Below are 17,163 nucleotides of genomic sequence, written 5' to 3' on the forward strand. Positions count from 1 at the left end.
GTTCTAGCAAGCTAGTAATTTGGATTAGAAAGGGAGAGGCTGAGACACAGAGTCAGCAGCCATCAGCCTGTGACATACTTTTCTATTATTATCTACCGCCCAATCTAGGTGTTGGGCGTGATGGAAAAAGGAAGCGATAGCACCACTTCCCTATTTCAAGCTTAACGCATGAGCCTAAGACTCATTAGCCTAAATTAAAGCTCAATACCCGGGCTAAACGTTGCTGGAAGTTGAGTTTCACCGCCTTCCATTGAAGCCATAGGATAAGCACAGTAGTCCGCCGCATAGTAAGCACTTGGGCGTAGGTTGCCTGAAGCACCCGGACCACCAAATGGTGCATCACCACTTGCGCCTGTTAGCTGACGGTTACGGTTAACAATACCCGCACGGATATGGTCAACGAAATATTCCCATTCAGAATCATCTGTTGATACAAGACCCGCAGACAAACCAAAACGAGTGTCGTTAGCTAGCTCAACCGCTTGCTTTAGCGATTGGTAACGAACCACTTGTAGCAGTGGACCGAAGTACTCTTCATCCGGCAGCTCAGCAATGTTGGTTGCGTCGATAATACCCGGAGAAACAAACGCCGCTTGACCCGCTTTTGCTTCTACTAGGCTGACACCGCCTAACGATTGCAGATTAGCTTGCGCGTCCAGAATGAACTTAGCCGCCGCTTCAGAGATTTGTGGCCCCATGAAGGGTGCTGGCTCAGCGAATGGCTGATCAACACGAATCTTCAAGGTAGCAGCAACGAGCTTATCGAGCAGTTGATCGCCCTTCTCTCCAACAGGTACATACAAGCGACGTGCACATGTACAACGTTGGCCCGCACTGATGAAGGCCGACTGGATAATGGTATAAACCGTCGCGTCAGCATCACCAAATTGGTCAGTGATCACCATAGGGTTGTTGCCGCCCATCTCTAGCGCCAACATCTTGCCCGGTTGACCTGCGAATTGACGGTGAAGGATATGCCCCGTATTAGCACTACCTGTGAACAGCACGCCATCAAGACCTTTAGCATCGGCCAGTGCGATACCTGTCTCTTTAGCGCCTTGTACTAGGTTGATTACGCCAGCAGGAAGACCCGCTTCTTGCCATAATTTCATCGCAAACTCACCCGTCCAAGGTGTCTGCTCTGAAGGCTTAAATACCACGGTATTACCCGATAGCAGTGCAGGAACAATATGACCGTTAGGTAGGTGACCAGGGAAGTTATAAGGACCAAATACTGCCATCACGCCTAATGGACGGTGACGCAGTACAATCTGGTTGCCTGCCGCTTCACGAGAAGCTTCACCGGTACGCTCATGGTAAGCACGAATTGAAATAGCAATCTTGCCCGCCATTGCGCCCGCTTCAGTGCGAGTTTCCCAAATCGGTTTACCCGTCTCTTTCGCGATGATTTGCGCGATTTCTTCGCTGTTCTCTTTAACTTTCTCAGCAAAGTTCAACACGATCGCTTCACGCTCTGCAAAGCTCAGTTTTTTCCAAACCAAGAAGGCTTCACGAGCTGCTGCTACTGCAGATTCAACCTGTGCTGGTGTCGCGCTATCACCCTGCCACACTACTTCATTGTTGTATGGGCTTACTGATGTCATGGCGTCACCTTGACCTGCCACCCACTGTCCTGCTATCCACTGAGTCATACTTCTATCCTTAAAATCTTCGACAGATAATCGCCGCTCTTATTGAGCCAACATGCGAACGAATTCGCCTTCTTTTACTTCAAGAGCGCTTGCTACTTCAGATGATAAAATCACTGTGTCGCTTGCTTGGTCATACGCACCTTTCGCGGCTACTGCGCGGAAGTTCTCAAACGAGGTATTACCAATTAGGAAGTCTTTAGAGCTAGAGTGCTCTGCAATTTGAACCTGTGCTCGAATTGAGTGACGCACAGATTCGATGTTTCTTAGATCACACTCAACCGTTGGGCCTGCATCAAAGATGTCGACATAACCACGGTTGGTGAAACCTTCACGTTCCAGCAACTTAAGTGCAGGGCGCGTATTGTCATGTACCTCTCCGATCACCGCTTGAGCTTCTTTGCTCAGTAGGTTCACGTAGATAGGTAGCTTAGGCATTAGGTCAGCAATGAAGCCTTTCTTACCAATACCGGTTAGGTAATCGGCAAGCGTGAAGTCAATCGAGAAGAAATGTTCTTGCAGCCATTGCCAGAAAGGAGAATTGCCTTCCGCATCTGATACACCACGCATCTCAGCAAAGATCGTTTTTGAGAAACGCTCTGGGTGCTCAGCCATCAGTAGGAAACGACACTTAGACATCAGTCGACCGTTTAAGCCTTTGCGGTAATCAGGACGTAAGAACAGCGTACAAATCTCGCTGCACCCTGTGTAGTTGTTACCGAAAGTCAGCAGCTTCACCACGTTATTCACGCCAAGCTTTTGCGATGAGTGAACCACTTTACTGATGTGGTAAGAGTAAAACGGAACGTCCCAACCAATTGAAGCTTCAATGCCTGTGGTACCAGCAACTTCGCCAGTTTCAGCGTCGAAACCCACCATTAGATAGCCTTCATCACCGGGTTCGGTCACGTCTGCTTTCGCAAAGCTGTATTCAGAATGGGTAATTCGGTTAGTTAACAATTCTTCGTTAACCGGAAGAGATGTGAATCCATGACCTGATTCAACTGCACAGGTGTGCAGCGCATCGTAATCAGACAGTTTTATTGGGCGAACAACTAGCATCAATATTCCCTCCAGATGCAAAATAGGCCCAAAACCAGAAGCTTGGGCCTTTAGCAAAACGTCATGGGATCGCTCTAATGGCGATCATTCCTATGACGCCGCTTAGGCTAAACTAGCGTAGCGATTGCTTTGTCTAGTTTTGATAAGCCTTCTTCAATTTCTTGTGTAGTAATAACCAGTGATGGCGTAAAACGAACCACGTTTGCACCCGCAACCAGTACCATCAAGCCTTGTTCGCCTGCCGCTACTAATACGTCACGTGCACGTCCTTGCCACTCGTCATTTAGTGCAGCGCCTAACAATAGGCCTTTACCACGAACTTCACTGAATATTTGATATTTGTCATTAATCTTAGCTAAGCCGTCACGAAACAGCGCTTCACGCTCTTTTACGCCAGCTAAGGTTTCTGGTTGGCTAACGACGTCAACAACCGCTTCAGCAACGGCACACGCTAGTGGGTTACCGCCGTATGTTGAACCGTGCGTACCGACTTTTAGGTGTGTCGCGAGTTCAGTCGTTGTTAGCATCGCGCCGATAGGGAAACCACCACCGAGTGATTTTGCTGTACTTAAGATATCAGGTGTCACACCTAGGCCTTGATACGCATAAAAATTGCCCGTACGGCCATTACCTGTTTGCACTTCATCAAAAATAAGCAGCGCATTGTGCTTGTCACACAGCTCACGAACCGTGTTCACAAACTCAGAGGTTGGAGAGATGATGCCACCCTCACCTTGCAGAGGTTCCATCATGATTGCACATGTGCGATCAGAGATGTGCGCTTCTAGCGCGGCAATATCATTGTAAGGCAGGTGAGTTACATCGCCCGGTTTAGGACCGAAGCCGTCAGAATAAGCTTCTTGACCACCTACAGTTACAGTAAAGAAAGTACGACCATGGAAACCTTGTTTGAATGCAATGATTTCAGATTTCTCAGGGCCATGAACATCTGCCGCCCAACGACGAGCTAGCTTAAGTGCTGCTTCGTTCGCTTCTGCACCAGAGTTCGCAAAGAATACTTTTTCTGCAAAACATACGTCAGTTAGCTTCTTCGCTAGACGCAGTGCAGGTTCGTTAGTCATTACATTACTTAGGTGCCAAATCTTGTTTGCTTGCTCGGTAACAGCATTAACCATTGCTGGGTGACAGTGACCCAAACAGCTCACAGCGATACCACCAGCAAAGTCGATATACTCTCGGCCTTGTTGGTCCCAAACGCGTGCGCCTTCCCCTTTTACTGGGATCATTTCCATTGGGTTATAACAAGGCACCATCACCTCATTAAACAGACTACGTTCTACTTTATTTTCCACTGTCATCGTACATTCCTTCTCGATACCGCAAGCTTCGCAAATAAGCGTAATGGTTCATAAGTGAGACAAAGATATTTTGTCTCGCCATAATCCCGCTGCAGCATTATATTTACATTTAATTAACCTTTTCAATAGTAGATTATTCTTTAGCCATCCCTTACAACCAGCTAAACGTCACTACCTATGACTATTTATGCATCAATTAATCTGTTTTATGAAGCTTTTTTTACCTAAACGTATAACCAGCAACAGCAAAGCCTTACTGGCATTGCGGTATATTGGGTTCGAGACGAAATAACGCGAATAATTTTGCATAGGCTAAAAACTTAGCCTGACGAGGGAGAAATGTTATAAAAAGTGATCGGCGTCAGAGGGATGAAGACGCGTAGCGCCCGAATTTAAACGCTTAACGGGTAATGGAATACGTTAAACTGGCTTATTTAGACGGAGAAAGAGTCAAATTTAAACACTCAGCGTGCTAGGAAGTTAGCGAGAAGCTGGTGTCCTTGCTCTGTTTTAATCGATTCAGGGTGAAATTGGACGGCATCAATCGGCAAGGTTTTGTGTTGATAACCCATGATCTCATCCATGCTACCATCTTCAAATTCCGTCCAAGACGTCAGCTCAAAACAGTCTGGTAATGTGCCGTTTTTCACCACTAAAGAGTGGTAACGAGTCACAGTCAGAGGGTTATTGAGACCTTGAAAAACACTCTTCCCGTTATGACGAATAGGCGAGGTTTTACCGTGCATCACTTGTCTGGCTCTCACCACTTCACCACCAAAGACTTGAGCAATGGCTTGATGACCAAGACACACACCTAAGATCGGCAGCTTACCAACGAAGTGTTCAATCACCTGCAGCGAAATTCCCGCATCATCGGGCGTACATGGGCCCGGCGAGATAACAAGATGGCTAGGATTTAGCGCTTCGATGCCCGCAATATCAATCTCATCGTTGCGAACAACTTTTACAGTTCCCCCTAACTCACAGAAATACTGATACAAGTTATAGGTAAAAGAGTCGTAGTTATCGATGATAAGTAACATGGGTCGAAATCGTTTGCTAAATACTAAAGGATTGGGAGATATAGGGGCGGTATTGTGCAATACTCATAGCGAAAGGCAAGTGGAAACTGCATTTCGCCAATAATTAAGGCCAACCTAAGTTGACCTTAATTGTTTACAGATAGCGTTAAGTTATCTGAATTGGCTTACTTGTATGGCAAGCCAATCTATTTGTGATTGAGCTACTTACGACGACGCCACATTGCTAAGCCAAATAGTGACATAAGAGCACCGAAGCCAAATGAACCGCCTACTCTTAGCTCAAGAACGGCAGGATCATGATCCGATGAACGGAAGTGATCTTGGTACTTAGGTAGGTCACCTTTGTACTCTTCGTTGTAGTCAAACAACGTCGACTCACCCCCATTGATGTGCCAATCGGTAGCATCGACAACCCTATCTTTCAGGCTTTCGCTGATCAGCAGGTGGTCTAGAGCGCCAACTTCATCATTGTATGAGTAGCTCCAGCTGTCTGGGTGCTTTTGAGCCACAGCATTGATATAACCGTAGTTCTTCGTAATCACCGCACCGCTATCACCAAACTGCTCAACACCATCAATGTAGGTATTACGAGCTGCTTTGATCTGCTTGCCGTATTTCTCTTCCGAGTAATCGGTTAGCACCAGCATTGGATCTTCCATGCCGTACGAGTTCATATCACCCAGAATCACTTTATGGCCTTTGATGCCGTCTAGCGCTTCACCTAATGCAACCGCCGCAGCAACACGGAAGTTCTCACATGAACCTTGCTTATCGGCATCAACGCCGCCTTGGCCGCCCTGCTCAATCGGAGCAGCATCTTCCCAACACTTAGAGCCTTTCGATTTAAAGTGGTTGATCGCTACGGTGAGTTTCTCTTTGGTGCCTTTAACTTTAAAGGTTGGCGCCAATGAGTCACGTTGGTAGTTCTTACCGTCTTCAATCACCTTGCCTGAATCGTCTAACACCTCTGGTGCTTGTTGGCTTGGCATCGCGATAACACGGCTGTCTTTAAGCTTAACCACCTTCTTACGGTAGATAACACCGGTTGTGATTACATCGGTACCAATCGAGTCCATCTCGTCGGTTACGCCGTCTTCGTTCGAGTCGACAGCCACAAAGGTATAACGGTCTTTCTTACGCTCAATGCGATCATTCAGTTGGTTTACAAGTTGCTGAATGGCAGAGCCTTCACCAAAGCCATTGTTCTCAATTTCCATCAAGCCAATGATGTCTGCATCTAAGCGAAGAATCGCGTTCACAATCTTCTCTTGCTGCATCTCAAACTCAGTGATGGTGTTCGCGCCACGGTTATTGCCGTGCTGATTCGCGTCGCCACCAAATGGAGAGTTGAAGTAGTTCAATACGTTGAAGGTCGCAATACGTAGGTCGCCTTCATCCATGTCTGGTTTGTCGGTACGCGGATCGTTACGCACATAGTTTTCAGCCGAGATCTGGTTAGTCGCAATTAAACGGTACTCACCGTAGCTGTAAGTCAGCACGCCTTCTAGGCCAACAATGGTGTCATCAATGCGGATGTAATCTTCTGTTGAACCATCTTGGTCGATATCAGTGCGGCCAAAATCTGGGTAGAAAGGGACTTGTCCATCAGCCGCTTTTTGATCGGTTTCAACGAAAAGACGGCGGTCTGCGTTGTCTTCAGTTTGCTGCTTCGCTTCGTCAGATCCCGCGGCGAAAAGCTGGTTCGGCTGCATGTTAATACGCTCATGCGCCAGTACCATGTTGTTACGACGACCTGCGTAGTCATAACCAAAGGTACGCGTCACACGCATATCAAGCGCTTCGGTTGTTTTCACCAACATGCCTTCGTAGCGTTCAAGCGTTGCAGCGAAGTTCTCGTCACTGTCTAGCACTTCAATCGCCGTAGCTTCAGGTGCCTGCCGCTCGCCCTGTTTTAGCCATTGGTTGTTTTCTACTTTCAGCTGAGTGTGGCTGTAGTATTCTTGAACCTTGCCTTTCACACACACTACATCACCGGCTACTAGCTCTGAGCTCGACTGGTTGGTATGAATAAATAGACCCTCAGAAGTGCTTGAGTTGAAATCATCCTCAAGTGCTTGCAGGTAGAAGCCTTTAGTTAGGCCTGTTGTTACCGCACTTACCACACCTTTTACGAAATATTCATCGTCGGTGATGTATGGGTAGTCATCGATGAATGGCGATGTAGCGCCCTCACCTTGGATTTCTTGAATGGTGGTGAATACTGGGTCAGAGCCATCTTGTGTACAAGTGAACGCTTCTGGCAGTTCAACGCTGTCTAGTGAACCTAGGCCTTCAATGCTGTCTTTTGGTAGCGATACCCATTGTGAAGCATCAAACGTCGCAGAAGGTGTTTGTGTCGCACGAACCAAAGTAACATCTTTGCCCCAGTCCACATCGCCCATCAAACCAACAACATCATGTACCGAGCCGTCTGAATTCAAGATAGCCAGCGGGTCGTCACCATTATGATTGGCGATAGAGGCATTAATGATGTCAGCTTGAGCTTTAATCTCATCACTCGCACTAGAATGTGCGACCACGAGTACTTCACCGGGTGCTAAAACGTGTCCATCTAAAGGTAAAGTGGCACCCCATGATCCGTTGCCATTGGCAGATTTCGCCAATGAGTAACCATCTAAACTAATGCTGCTATCGCCACTATTGGCAATCTCAACCGCTTTGTTATAGCTGCCGCCTTCCACATATTGTGAAATAAACAAATCAGCGTGTGCGCTTGTAGTTAACAAGCTACCAATTGCCACTGCTAGCAATGAAGGTTTGTGTAAAAGAGCCATCCGTTTCACCTGAGTTCATCGAGTTATAGTCACTGCCATCTATGGGCAGTCATGTATTTTGTGGTAACTATCAGGTTTATTTATGAAAGGAATAAGTCAGTTGGCAAGAAAATGAGGAACTTATCACTTTGGAATCATCAATTGTTTGGCACGTTATATATTTCCAACATATATAGAAACGAGTGTAATTTTATAAAGCTTGAGGGTACCAAATAAGATCATCTGCACAGCATTACAGTGATGGATATGCTAGCTAAATACTGGGTAAATTATCAATTCAAACAAGGGGGTTTCGAGGAAGGCAAATGGAATGGGCATGAAAAAGCCCAAAGTAAACAACAGCTACTTTGGGCTCAAATTCTCAAGCGAGTTGTGTTAGTTCACCCTATGGGCGAGTAACAAAACCTACTGCTTCGTATGCTTTTTTCAGTGTCACTGCAGCACGTTCAGAGGCTTTTTCAGCACCGGCTTTCATTACTGCGTCCATGTAGGCACGGTCAGCACGGATACGGTGATATTCAGCTTGAATCGGCTCAAGCATCTCAACCAATGCTGCGCCTACGTCTTTCTTGAACGGACCGTACATTTCAACGCCTTGGTACTGCGCTTCGATCTCTTCGAACGTTTTACCTGTCGCTGCAGAGTACAGACCCATTAGGTTAGAGATACCCGCTTTGTTTTCCCAATCGTGAGCAATGCGTGGTGGTGTTTCTGCATCGGTTTGCGCTTTGTTGATCTTCTTGATGATCGACTTAGGTTCTTCTAGCAAAGTAATCACGTTCTTACGGTTGTCGTCTGACTTAGACATCTTCTTCGTCGCATCTTGCAGGCTCATTACACGTGCATTCACTGTTGGAATGTAAGGTTCTGGTACTTGGAAGATTGGCGTTTCAGGACCGTAGATGTTGTTGAAGCGAGTTGCGATATCACGCGCTAACTCTAAGTGTTGTTTCTGGTCGCTACCTACAGGCACTTGATGAGCACCGTAAAGCAGGATGTCTGCAGCCATCAACACTGGGTAGTCGTATAGGCCTACGTTTACGTCGTTTGAGTGGCGTGCAGACTTATCTTTAAACTGAGTCATACGGCTCAGTTCACCCATTTGCGTGTAACAGTTAAGAAGCCAACCAAGTTGAGCATGCTCTGGTACGTGTGACTGAACAAATAGCGTGCTCTTCTTTGGATCAACACCGACAGCAAGACAGATTGCTAGTGCGTCTAGAGTCGCTTCATGCAGTGCTTTCGGGTCTTGGCGAACCGTAATTGCGTGAAGGTCTACAACACAGTATTGGCAATCGTAATCATCTTGCATCTGTTGCCATTGACGTAGAGCACCCAAGTAGTTACCGATACTTAGTTCACCAGATGGTTGAACACCACTCAATACGATGGGCTTGCTCATGCTTTTAATTCCTTTGCTTGTTCGCTAAGCTCGTTAACTTAGTTTCTTAACCTAGTATCTGAAAAACTTAGCTTCTTAACTTTAAAATAGAAAGCCGCACAGCTCTTCTGTACGGCTCATCCAGTGTACTCATTGATAAGTATTTTGCTAGTAGGTTAGCTAACTTTTGTCCGCTTTATGCTGAAACTAGAACGACATCTAGTAATTGCGCGACGTTATCCGCGACATAGTCAGGGTTTGATGCTGAAATCGGCTCGCCGTGGTTATAACCGTAAGTCAGACCAAACGAGTGACAACCTGCATTCTTAGCCGCTTTAATGTCGTTGCTTGAATCGCCAACCATCAACATCTCTTCCGCTTTTACATTGTGCTTTTCTAGCAACCAGTTCAGAGCGACTGGGTTCGGTTTTTTCTCTGGGAAAGAGTCGCCACCCAACACATCAACAAAGTACTTATCAATACCGTGTTGCGCCAGTACGTCTGGTACAAACTTCGATGGCTTGTTGGTAACCAGCGCCATAGTGAAGCCGGCTTTATCCAGCTCAGCCAGCGTCTCTTTAACCGATGGGTAAAGGTGACTTAGCTTGTGACCGCCCTGCTCATAGAAATCATCAAACAGGATGCGTGCTTTTTTCAGTAGCTCTGGCTCTAGGCTTGGGTCAACCGTCAAGTTACGGCTGAGTGAACGTCCGATAAGAACATCAGCACCATTACCTACGTAGTCGCGAACTTGTTCTTCGCTCACTGAAGGGAAGCCCAACTCCTGACAAGCTTGGTCAGCAGCAACGGCCAAATCAGGCACGCTGTCTAACAAGGTTCCATCCAAATCAAAGGCGATCAGTTTTATTGAGCTTAATGACATCTTACTTTCCTATTTATTATATTCGTCTTATGAGTTGAGCGATAAGACGTAAAAAAGGGGCAAATTAGCCCCTTAATATTCAATCTATCTGTAGTTTTACGATTATGCGTTTACTTTTGCAAGCTCTGCACGCATCTCATCAATCACTTCTTTGTAATCTGGTTGATTGAAGATAGCTGAACCCGCAACGAACATATCTGCGCCCGCTTCTGCGATTTCACGGATGTTATCAACCTTCACGCCGCCATCAATCTCAAGGCGAATGTCACGGCCTGACTCATCAATCAGCTTACGAACAGCACGTAGTTTATCTAGCGTGTGCGGAATGAAAGATTGACCGCCGAAGCCTGGGTTCACAGACATCAGTAGAATCATGTCTACTTTGTCTAGGATGTAATCTAAGCAAGAAAGCGGCGTTGCAGGGTTAAGAACCACACCCGCTTTACAGCCGTGCTCTTTGATTAGCTGTAGAGTGCGATCGATGTGCTCTGAAGCTTCAACGTGGAAGGTAATCATTGATGCGCCGGCTTTAGCAAACTCAGGCACGATGCTGTCTACTGGCTTAACCATAAGGTGAACATCGATAGGAGCCGTAATACCGTAGTCGCGCAGCGCTTTACAGATAGGCGCGCCAAAAGTCAGGTTAGGTACGTAGTGGTTGTCCATCACATCGAAGTGCACAACATCAGCACCAGCTGCGAGTACTTTTTCTACGTCTTCACCAAGACGAGCAAAATCTGCAGACAAAATCGATGGAGCGATTAGAAAATCTTTCATACCAAACCTCTTAAGAGTGAGTAAATTGCGAATATCACCGCCTTGTGACATCTCATATACAAATACAAGACTCAATTCCAAGACTATTTGGTGTGCAATTCTACCTAAGCAACTAAGCAGATCCTAGCAGTTCGAAAGATTAGTTTATGAAAGTACCCGTTGGTCACTCAATTTAATGAGTTCGAGGGTTATGTTGGCCGCTACAATTCTTCTGAAGCGTGTTGCTGGTTTTTCTCTTTATGAAAAAGTGCCAGTAACTCATCGACTTTATTGCGCCCTGCGCCATTACGGCTAATGGTGCGCTTAACCTTGACCACGTTCAGTTCTGCACCATGGTATAAACGGCGCGTTAAGGTGGTGTCATGGTTTGAGATCAAGACAGGGATGCCTCGTTCCATCGCTGCTTTTTCAGCAACATCCGCCAGTGCAGCTTGGTCATCTAAGCTAAAGCCATTACCTGCGTAAGAGGTAAAGTTTGCCGTGTTCGATAGTGGTGCGTATGGAGGATCGCAGTAAACCACACAGCCTTTGCGCGCGCGGCTAAAGGTTTCATGGTATCCCTCACAGACGAAGGTGGCTTTTTTCGCTTTCTCGGCAAAAAATTCCAGCTCAGCTTCTGGGAAGTAAGGTTTTTTATAAGAACCAAATGGAACGTTAAAACCGCCCTTCTTGTTGTAACGACATAGGCCATTGAAGCCAAATCGGTTCATATACAAGAAAGCCAATGAACGATACATGACGTTATCTGTACCATTGAACTCAGCGCGAATATCTAAGAAGGCTTCTTTACGGTTGTTCTCAGGACAGAACCAGCGCTTCGCTTCCGTGATATAAGTTTCAGGATCGGTTTTAAGCAGGTTGTACAGGTTGATAAGATCGGGATTGATATCTGCAAGCAGGTACTGTTCAAAGTCAGTATTCAGAAATACTGAGCCGGCACCGACAAACGGTTCTACCAATTTACGAGCAGGTGGCAGGTGACGTTGGATGTCTTCAACTAGGCCATATTTACCACCAGCCCATTTTAGAAAGGCACGCTGCTTTTTCATTTACTGCTCTATCTATCAACTCAAAAATAAGGCTGCGGAATGTAACATATTTTGAGGCTAAGCTCAGGGTTATTTCGCACGTTCTATCTCTCGATGCACTTGATTCATCGATTTTGCCCAAGGTTCCAACTGTTGAAGGGGTTTTGATAACGCACTTACCGCGTCTCTCGCCACTTGAATCGTTGGGTAATCTTGATAAGTGATAATAAACCACTTGGTGTCGTTGCGAAGTGTTGGGTAAATACGAACCTTGTTCTCAAGGTCATACTCTTCAATGAAAGACTGTACGTCGTCCAATGAGGTCATCGCACTCAACTGCAAAGTATAAGCTCGCGGAGAGATAGCTTGTAACTCTTCGCGAGAAAATGAGAATGTAATTTTCTTAGTCGGTGGCGTGGACTGTGTTAGGTCTGTTGCTTCATCGGCTGAAGGTTGTGACTCCACTTTGTCTGCATCTGATTGCGAACTCACCGCGGCACCTGTGTTTTCTTCAACAGCAGCATCAATCGCACTGGTATCGGCACTTTCAGGTTTATCATCAAGCAAGGCATCAACCACATCAGAGGTGATTACGACACGCTGCTGATCTTGTTCGACTTCTCCAACACTCGCGGTATCTTCAACGACAGTCGGTGGCAAAGATGAGCTGTCGTCATCAGCACCTTGATAACTCATGTCAGCTTCGGCTTCAGAATCGTCCATTCCGTCGATTCCAGCTTGCTCGGTACCACTTTCCACTTCAAAAGTTGGGATAGCTGTCTGTTCAATCGGAGCGATAAGAGATTGCGCTTTATCGTCAGGGGTTGGTTGACTGAACATCCACCAATAACCACCACCAATTAAAATCAACAGCAAGGCCACCACAATCGCGATATTGATGGGTGAGCCAATAATTGAGCGAATAATAATCCTTTTTTCCACTTTCAATTCTCCTAAAGCCATTAACTCACCGGGCAGAGGTTGCGCTTTATTAAACGCACGTCGCACGCGAGTTTCAGACTCATCATCAACATATCGAATCACCAGTGATTCAAAGAAATGTTCAGCTTCTGGTTGCGAAAGGTCATCGATCTCAAGATCGATAGGTTTGTGTTGTTGACCGTAACTCAAACGCGTTAATAACGTATCTAAGTGGCCAGGTTCCGAGAAGAGAACGATATTGATCGTCCATTGAGTGTTTGATTGAGCTTCCAGTACCAACATCCATAATTCGGATACCAATAGCTCAGAAAGTCGTTGGGCATCATCAACGACGATAACCACATTACACGGTTCTCCATCCAGTAACCTTGTTAGGCTATCCGATAAGGAATCATGTTGATTAAACAGGGGATCAGAAACAATTTGGCTAAGAATAAGCGCGCGGCGTTGTTGATCGTCTTGGCTTGGATGACAAAGCAGTAAACACTGATTTTTTTCTGTCGACCATGCTTCAAGATAACGCTGAGCCAACCAAGATCGGCCAGAGCCAGCTTTGCCCGCCACCGTCACAAGGTTTGAACCAAAGTTAGTCAAAAGCTGTAAGCGCTCTAGCAGCTCAACTTGAGATTCTAACTCTAATACTCTTAATTCATGAGCCAAACTCATTGGGGATCCCTACTGATAAGATCGATCAGTAAAACGCTTCAGTTGCCTAGAGTTTAGCTAGGCAACCTCACAACCAAATTTAAAGAGTACGGCAGAAATCGATCGCTTGTTTAATGATGTCTTGAGGCACATCAGCAACCACTTCAGCAGTACCAATACTTGTTGGTAATACCAAACGCAACTGACCAGACAGCACTTTTTTATCGCGCATCATGTGCTTCATAAAGTCTTCAAAAGACATGCTTTCTGGCGTATGGATTGGTAGTTTCGCATTCTTGAGTATAGAAATAATTCGCTCAAGTTGCTGCTGAGAGATCAGTCCCTGTAATTGAGCTGTTTTAGCTGCCATTACAGTGCCTGACGACACAGCTTCACCATGTAGCCAAATACCATAGCCTAGTTCTGCTTCAATCGCATGACCAAATGTATGACCTAGGTTCAATAACGCTCTGATTCCTGACTCTTTTTCATCTAGAGCCACCACTTCAGCCTTAATTGCACAACAACGAGCAATCGCGGTAATCAGTGCTTCTTCATCAAGTTGATAAAGTTTCTCTAGATTCTGCTCCAACCAATCAAAGAAGGCTTCATCGTAAATGATGCCGTATTTGATCACCTCAGCAATGCCCGCTGCAAACTCACGCTCTGGAAGCGTTGATAAACAGTTGGTATCGATGATCACAGATTTCGGTTGGTAAAAAGCGCCGATCATATTCTTACCAAGAGGATGGTTTACTGCGGTTTTACCACCAACAGAAGAGTCCACTTGAGAAAGAAGGGTCGTCGGGATTTGAATGAAATCAATACCGCGCTGGTAACAAGAGGCAGCAAAACCGACCAAGTCACCGATAACACCACCTCCTAAAGCAATCACCACCACATCGCGGCTGTAATTTCCTTCAAGCATGTAGCTCATCACTGAATTGAACGTTTCAAGGGTTTTGTACTGTTCACCGTCTGGCAGTTCGAGAAGAGATGTCTGACAGCCGACTTGATCCAATAGCGATAAAATTTTATCAGCATAAAGAGGCGCTACTGTCACATTACTGATAACAACAACTTTCTGCTTACCTGATAAAAAAGAAAGGTACGCCGGGTCTTCAAATAACCCGGCGCCAATAGAGATAGGGTAGCTACGCTCAGCTAGATTGACCGTAATCCGTTCCATGGGTTTGCTCTCCGAAAAAATGAACTTAACGTTCTTCTAGCATTTTTACGATCTGGTTGGCTACCACTTTTGCACTTTGGTCGTCAGTACGAACTGTGTAGTCCGCCACTTCTTCGTATAGTGCGTTGCGAGATACAGCTAGATCTTCTAGCACATCACGCGGGTTGTCTGTTTGAAGTAGAGGGCGTTTCTTGTCGCGGTTAGTGCGAGCAAGTTGCTTTTCAATTGTTGTCTCTAGGTATACAACAATGCCTCGTGCAGATAGACGGTTACGGTTTTCTTTGCTCAACACTGAACCACCACCTGTCGCAAGAACAATACCTTGTTCTTCTGTCAGATCATTGATTACAGATTCTTCGCGCTTACGGAAACCTTCTTCGCCCTCAACATCAAAAACCCATGCGATGTCTGCGCCAGTGCGCTCTTCGATCACAGTGTCAGAGTCTAGAAACTCCATATGAAGTTGGGAAGCTAGGTGTCTACCAATTGTACTTTTGCCGGCGCCCATTGGGCCAACAAGAAAAATATTGCGTTTCTCAGCCATGTTTTTAGCAGTAATTTACAACGTTAATTCAATGACATCGCCACAAGGTAGGTCAGTACAAGTACTGAAATTAAAAGGCCCGTGGCACCGATTCCTCACAGATAATTCGTGATAAGACCCGAAATTATCAAGGTTAGGTGCCACTAATGCAACTTTATTTTTAATCTAATTGTTCATTACTGAATCACAACTTTGGGTGTGACAAAAATAAGTAGTTCACTTTTACCCACATTTTCATAGCTGCGACGGAACAATGCGCCCAAAACTGGCAGGTCCCCCAACAGAGGAACTTTATCCACTGTACTGCTCACGCTGTGCTGAAATATCCCGCCAAGCACGACAGTTTCACCATTATTAACAAGCACTTGCGTACCTATTCTTTGCGTATCAATGGCGACCGCTTCACCGGTTCCAGTTTTTACCACTTGCCCTGGCCTATCTTGAGTCACGCTCAAATCCAATACCAAACGATTATCGGGCGTGATCTGCGGTGTCACCTTAAGACTCAACACGGCTTTCTTAAATGCAACCGACGTAGCACCACTTGAAGATGACTCTAAGTAAGGAATTTCAGTACCTTGCTCAATATAAGCCGGCTTTTTATTGGTGGTGATTAAGCGTGGACTAGAAATGATTTCAGCTTTTGACTCTTGTTGCAGTGCCGACAGTTCAAGATCGAGTAAGGTATCTGAACCCAGTTTGGCCACCTGAAACGCAATACTCGAGGCGTTCGGCGATGTTGCCCCTAAATTGACGTTGAGATAGTCATCAATCACGCTGCTGCCGCTATCGTCGTCATACGGCGTAATCGCTGATGGGTGGTTACCTTCGATTGAGCCACCAACGGTGAAGCTTCCGTTGGTTGAGGAAACGCCCCAGCGCACGCCAAGCTCATCAAGATTACCCTCAGTAACCGTGACAATACGTGCCTCTATCTGTACCTGCTTCACGGGAATGTCTAACGATTCAATGATGCCTCGGATCACGGCAATGTTTTCTTCCAATTCACGAATGAGCAGTGAGTTGGTGCGCTCATCAATGGTAATCGAACCACGATCGGACAACATGCTGACCGCACCTTCACCTCCAATCATGTCAGCGATGTCGGTGGCTTTAGCAAAGTTAATCTTGATGATTTCCGATTTAAGCTCCCCTAACTCCTCTTCTAAGCGCGATTTCTCTAACGCTTGTTGCTCTCGAAGGTCGAGCTCCGCTTTCGGCGCGACCAAGATAACATTGCCATCAACACGCTTATCCAAGCCTTTAACTTGCAAGATAATGTCGAGAACTTGCTGCCAAGGTACGCCATCTAAGCGTAACGTCAGGTTTCCGGCTACCGAATCAGACACCACGAGATTGAAGTCGTTGTAATCGGCAATCAGTTGCAGGACATTTCGTACCGGGATATCCTGGAAGTTAATCGATATCAGCTTGCCCTCTTTCTCTAGAACGCTTTTTTCTTTGGTCGCTTCATCGAGCACCGGTTTGCTGATCACCACCTCAATAAAGCGCCCCTTTAGGTTGTATTCATACTGATAGTCATTGCTAATCGTCGCTAGAAGCCGAGTGCTTGGTGTCTCTTTATAGACTTCAATGCCTTCAACCAAGGTAGCGAAATCCTTCACATCCAGCAGGTAGAGCTTGTCATCATCAACTTGAGTATTGATTAGCTCGATACTTAACCCTTCCTGAGCTCGTTGAACATCCACCACTGCTGTGCTGGTCGCCAGCTCAATAATGATGACGGCGTCTTTATCCTTATTGACCCTAAAATCAATATTCTCCAATTTGTTCGGTAAGCTCTCGGCATGGCTGAGCACGCTAACAACCAACATCACAGACACAGCAAAACCTTGTAGAGCCTTGCTCACTAATCCACTTATTCCTTTAATCATATTTACATCTC

The 17,163-nt window shown here is 46.0% G+C and carries 13 protein-coding genes; all 13 read right to left on the reverse strand.

The window, feature by feature from the left end; genetic code table 11:
• Positions 1 to 194 precede the first annotated feature (194 nt).
• Entirely contained in the window at positions 195 to 1,652 is a 1,458-nt protein-coding gene (gene astD, locus AB4185_RS11095) for a succinylglutamate-semialdehyde dehydrogenase (protein WP_372135452.1), read from the reverse strand.
• Positions 1,653 to 1,691: 39 nt separating this feature from the next.
• The gene (gene astA, locus AB4185_RS11100) at positions 1,692 to 2,711 is read right to left on the reverse strand and encodes an arginine N-succinyltransferase (protein ID WP_372135453.1); all 1,020 of its coding nucleotides are present in this window, start codon (positions 2,709 to 2,711) and stop codon (positions 1,692 to 1,694) included.
• Positions 2,712 to 2,818: 107 nt separating this feature from the next.
• Complete coding sequence (locus tag AB4185_RS11105; protein ID WP_372135454.1) at positions 2,819 to 4,030, reverse strand: aspartate aminotransferase family protein; 1,212 nt, start codon at positions 4,028 to 4,030, stop codon at positions 2,819 to 2,821.
• A gap of 464 nt (positions 4,031 to 4,494) precedes the next feature.
• Positions 4,495 to 5,073, reverse strand: a complete 579-nt coding sequence (locus AB4185_RS11110; protein ID WP_171313449.1) for an aminodeoxychorismate/anthranilate synthase component II — start codon at positions 5,071 to 5,073, stop codon at positions 4,495 to 4,497.
• Between the two features lie 200 nt (positions 5,074 to 5,273).
• Positions 5,274 to 7,868: an ExeM/NucH family extracellular endonuclease gene (locus AB4185_RS11115; protein ID WP_372135455.1), complete on the reverse strand. Its 2,595-nt coding sequence runs from the start codon at positions 7,866 to 7,868 to the stop codon at positions 5,274 to 5,276.
• A gap of 385 nt (positions 7,869 to 8,253) precedes the next feature.
• Positions 8,254 to 9,270, reverse strand: a complete 1,017-nt coding sequence (trpS, locus tag AB4185_RS11120) for a tryptophan--tRNA ligase (protein WP_016796005.1) — start codon at positions 9,268 to 9,270, stop codon at positions 8,254 to 8,256.
• Positions 9,271 to 9,445: 175 nt separating this feature from the next.
• Positions 9,446 to 10,132, reverse strand: coding sequence for a phosphoglycolate phosphatase (locus AB4185_RS11125; protein WP_017061120.1), 687 nt, complete (start codon positions 10,130 to 10,132; stop codon positions 9,446 to 9,448).
• Positions 10,133 to 10,234: 102 nt separating this feature from the next.
• Positions 10,235 to 10,909 carry a ribulose-phosphate 3-epimerase gene (gene rpe / locus AB4185_RS11130; RefSeq protein WP_010435263.1) on the reverse strand — a complete coding sequence of 225 codons (675 nt, stop codon included), beginning with the start codon at positions 10,907 to 10,909 and terminating at the stop codon, positions 10,235 to 10,237.
• Positions 10,910 to 11,109: 200 nt separating this feature from the next.
• A complete protein-coding gene (locus tag AB4185_RS11135) occupies positions 11,110 to 11,958 on the reverse strand; it encodes a Dam family site-specific DNA-(adenine-N6)-methyltransferase (protein ID WP_017061122.1) in 849 nt (282 codons plus the stop codon).
• A gap of 69 nt (positions 11,959 to 12,027) precedes the next feature.
• Complete coding sequence (locus AB4185_RS11140; RefSeq protein WP_017066200.1) at positions 12,028 to 13,545, reverse strand: SPOR domain-containing protein; 1,518 nt, start codon at positions 13,543 to 13,545, stop codon at positions 12,028 to 12,030.
• Between the two features lie 79 nt (positions 13,546 to 13,624).
• Positions 13,625 to 14,713, reverse strand: a complete 1,089-nt coding sequence (aroB, locus tag AB4185_RS11145; protein ID WP_017066199.1) for a 3-dehydroquinate synthase — start codon at positions 14,711 to 14,713, stop codon at positions 13,625 to 13,627.
• A gap of 25 nt (positions 14,714 to 14,738) precedes the next feature.
• Positions 14,739 to 15,257: a shikimate kinase AroK gene (gene aroK, locus AB4185_RS11150; RefSeq protein ID WP_017061125.1), complete on the reverse strand. Its 519-nt coding sequence runs from the start codon at positions 15,255 to 15,257 to the stop codon at positions 14,739 to 14,741.
• Positions 15,258 to 15,433: 176 nt separating this feature from the next.
• Entirely contained in the window at positions 15,434 to 17,152 is a 1,719-nt protein-coding gene (locus AB4185_RS11155) for a type IV pilus secretin PilQ (RefSeq protein WP_032545762.1), read from the reverse strand.
• Positions 17,153 to 17,163: the final 11 nt, after the last annotated feature.

The organism is Vibrio sp. 10N.286.48.F5 (genome assembly GCF_041469785.1).
Classification (GTDB): domain Bacteria; phylum Pseudomonadota; class Gammaproteobacteria; order Enterobacterales; family Vibrionaceae; genus Vibrio; species Vibrio crassostreae_C.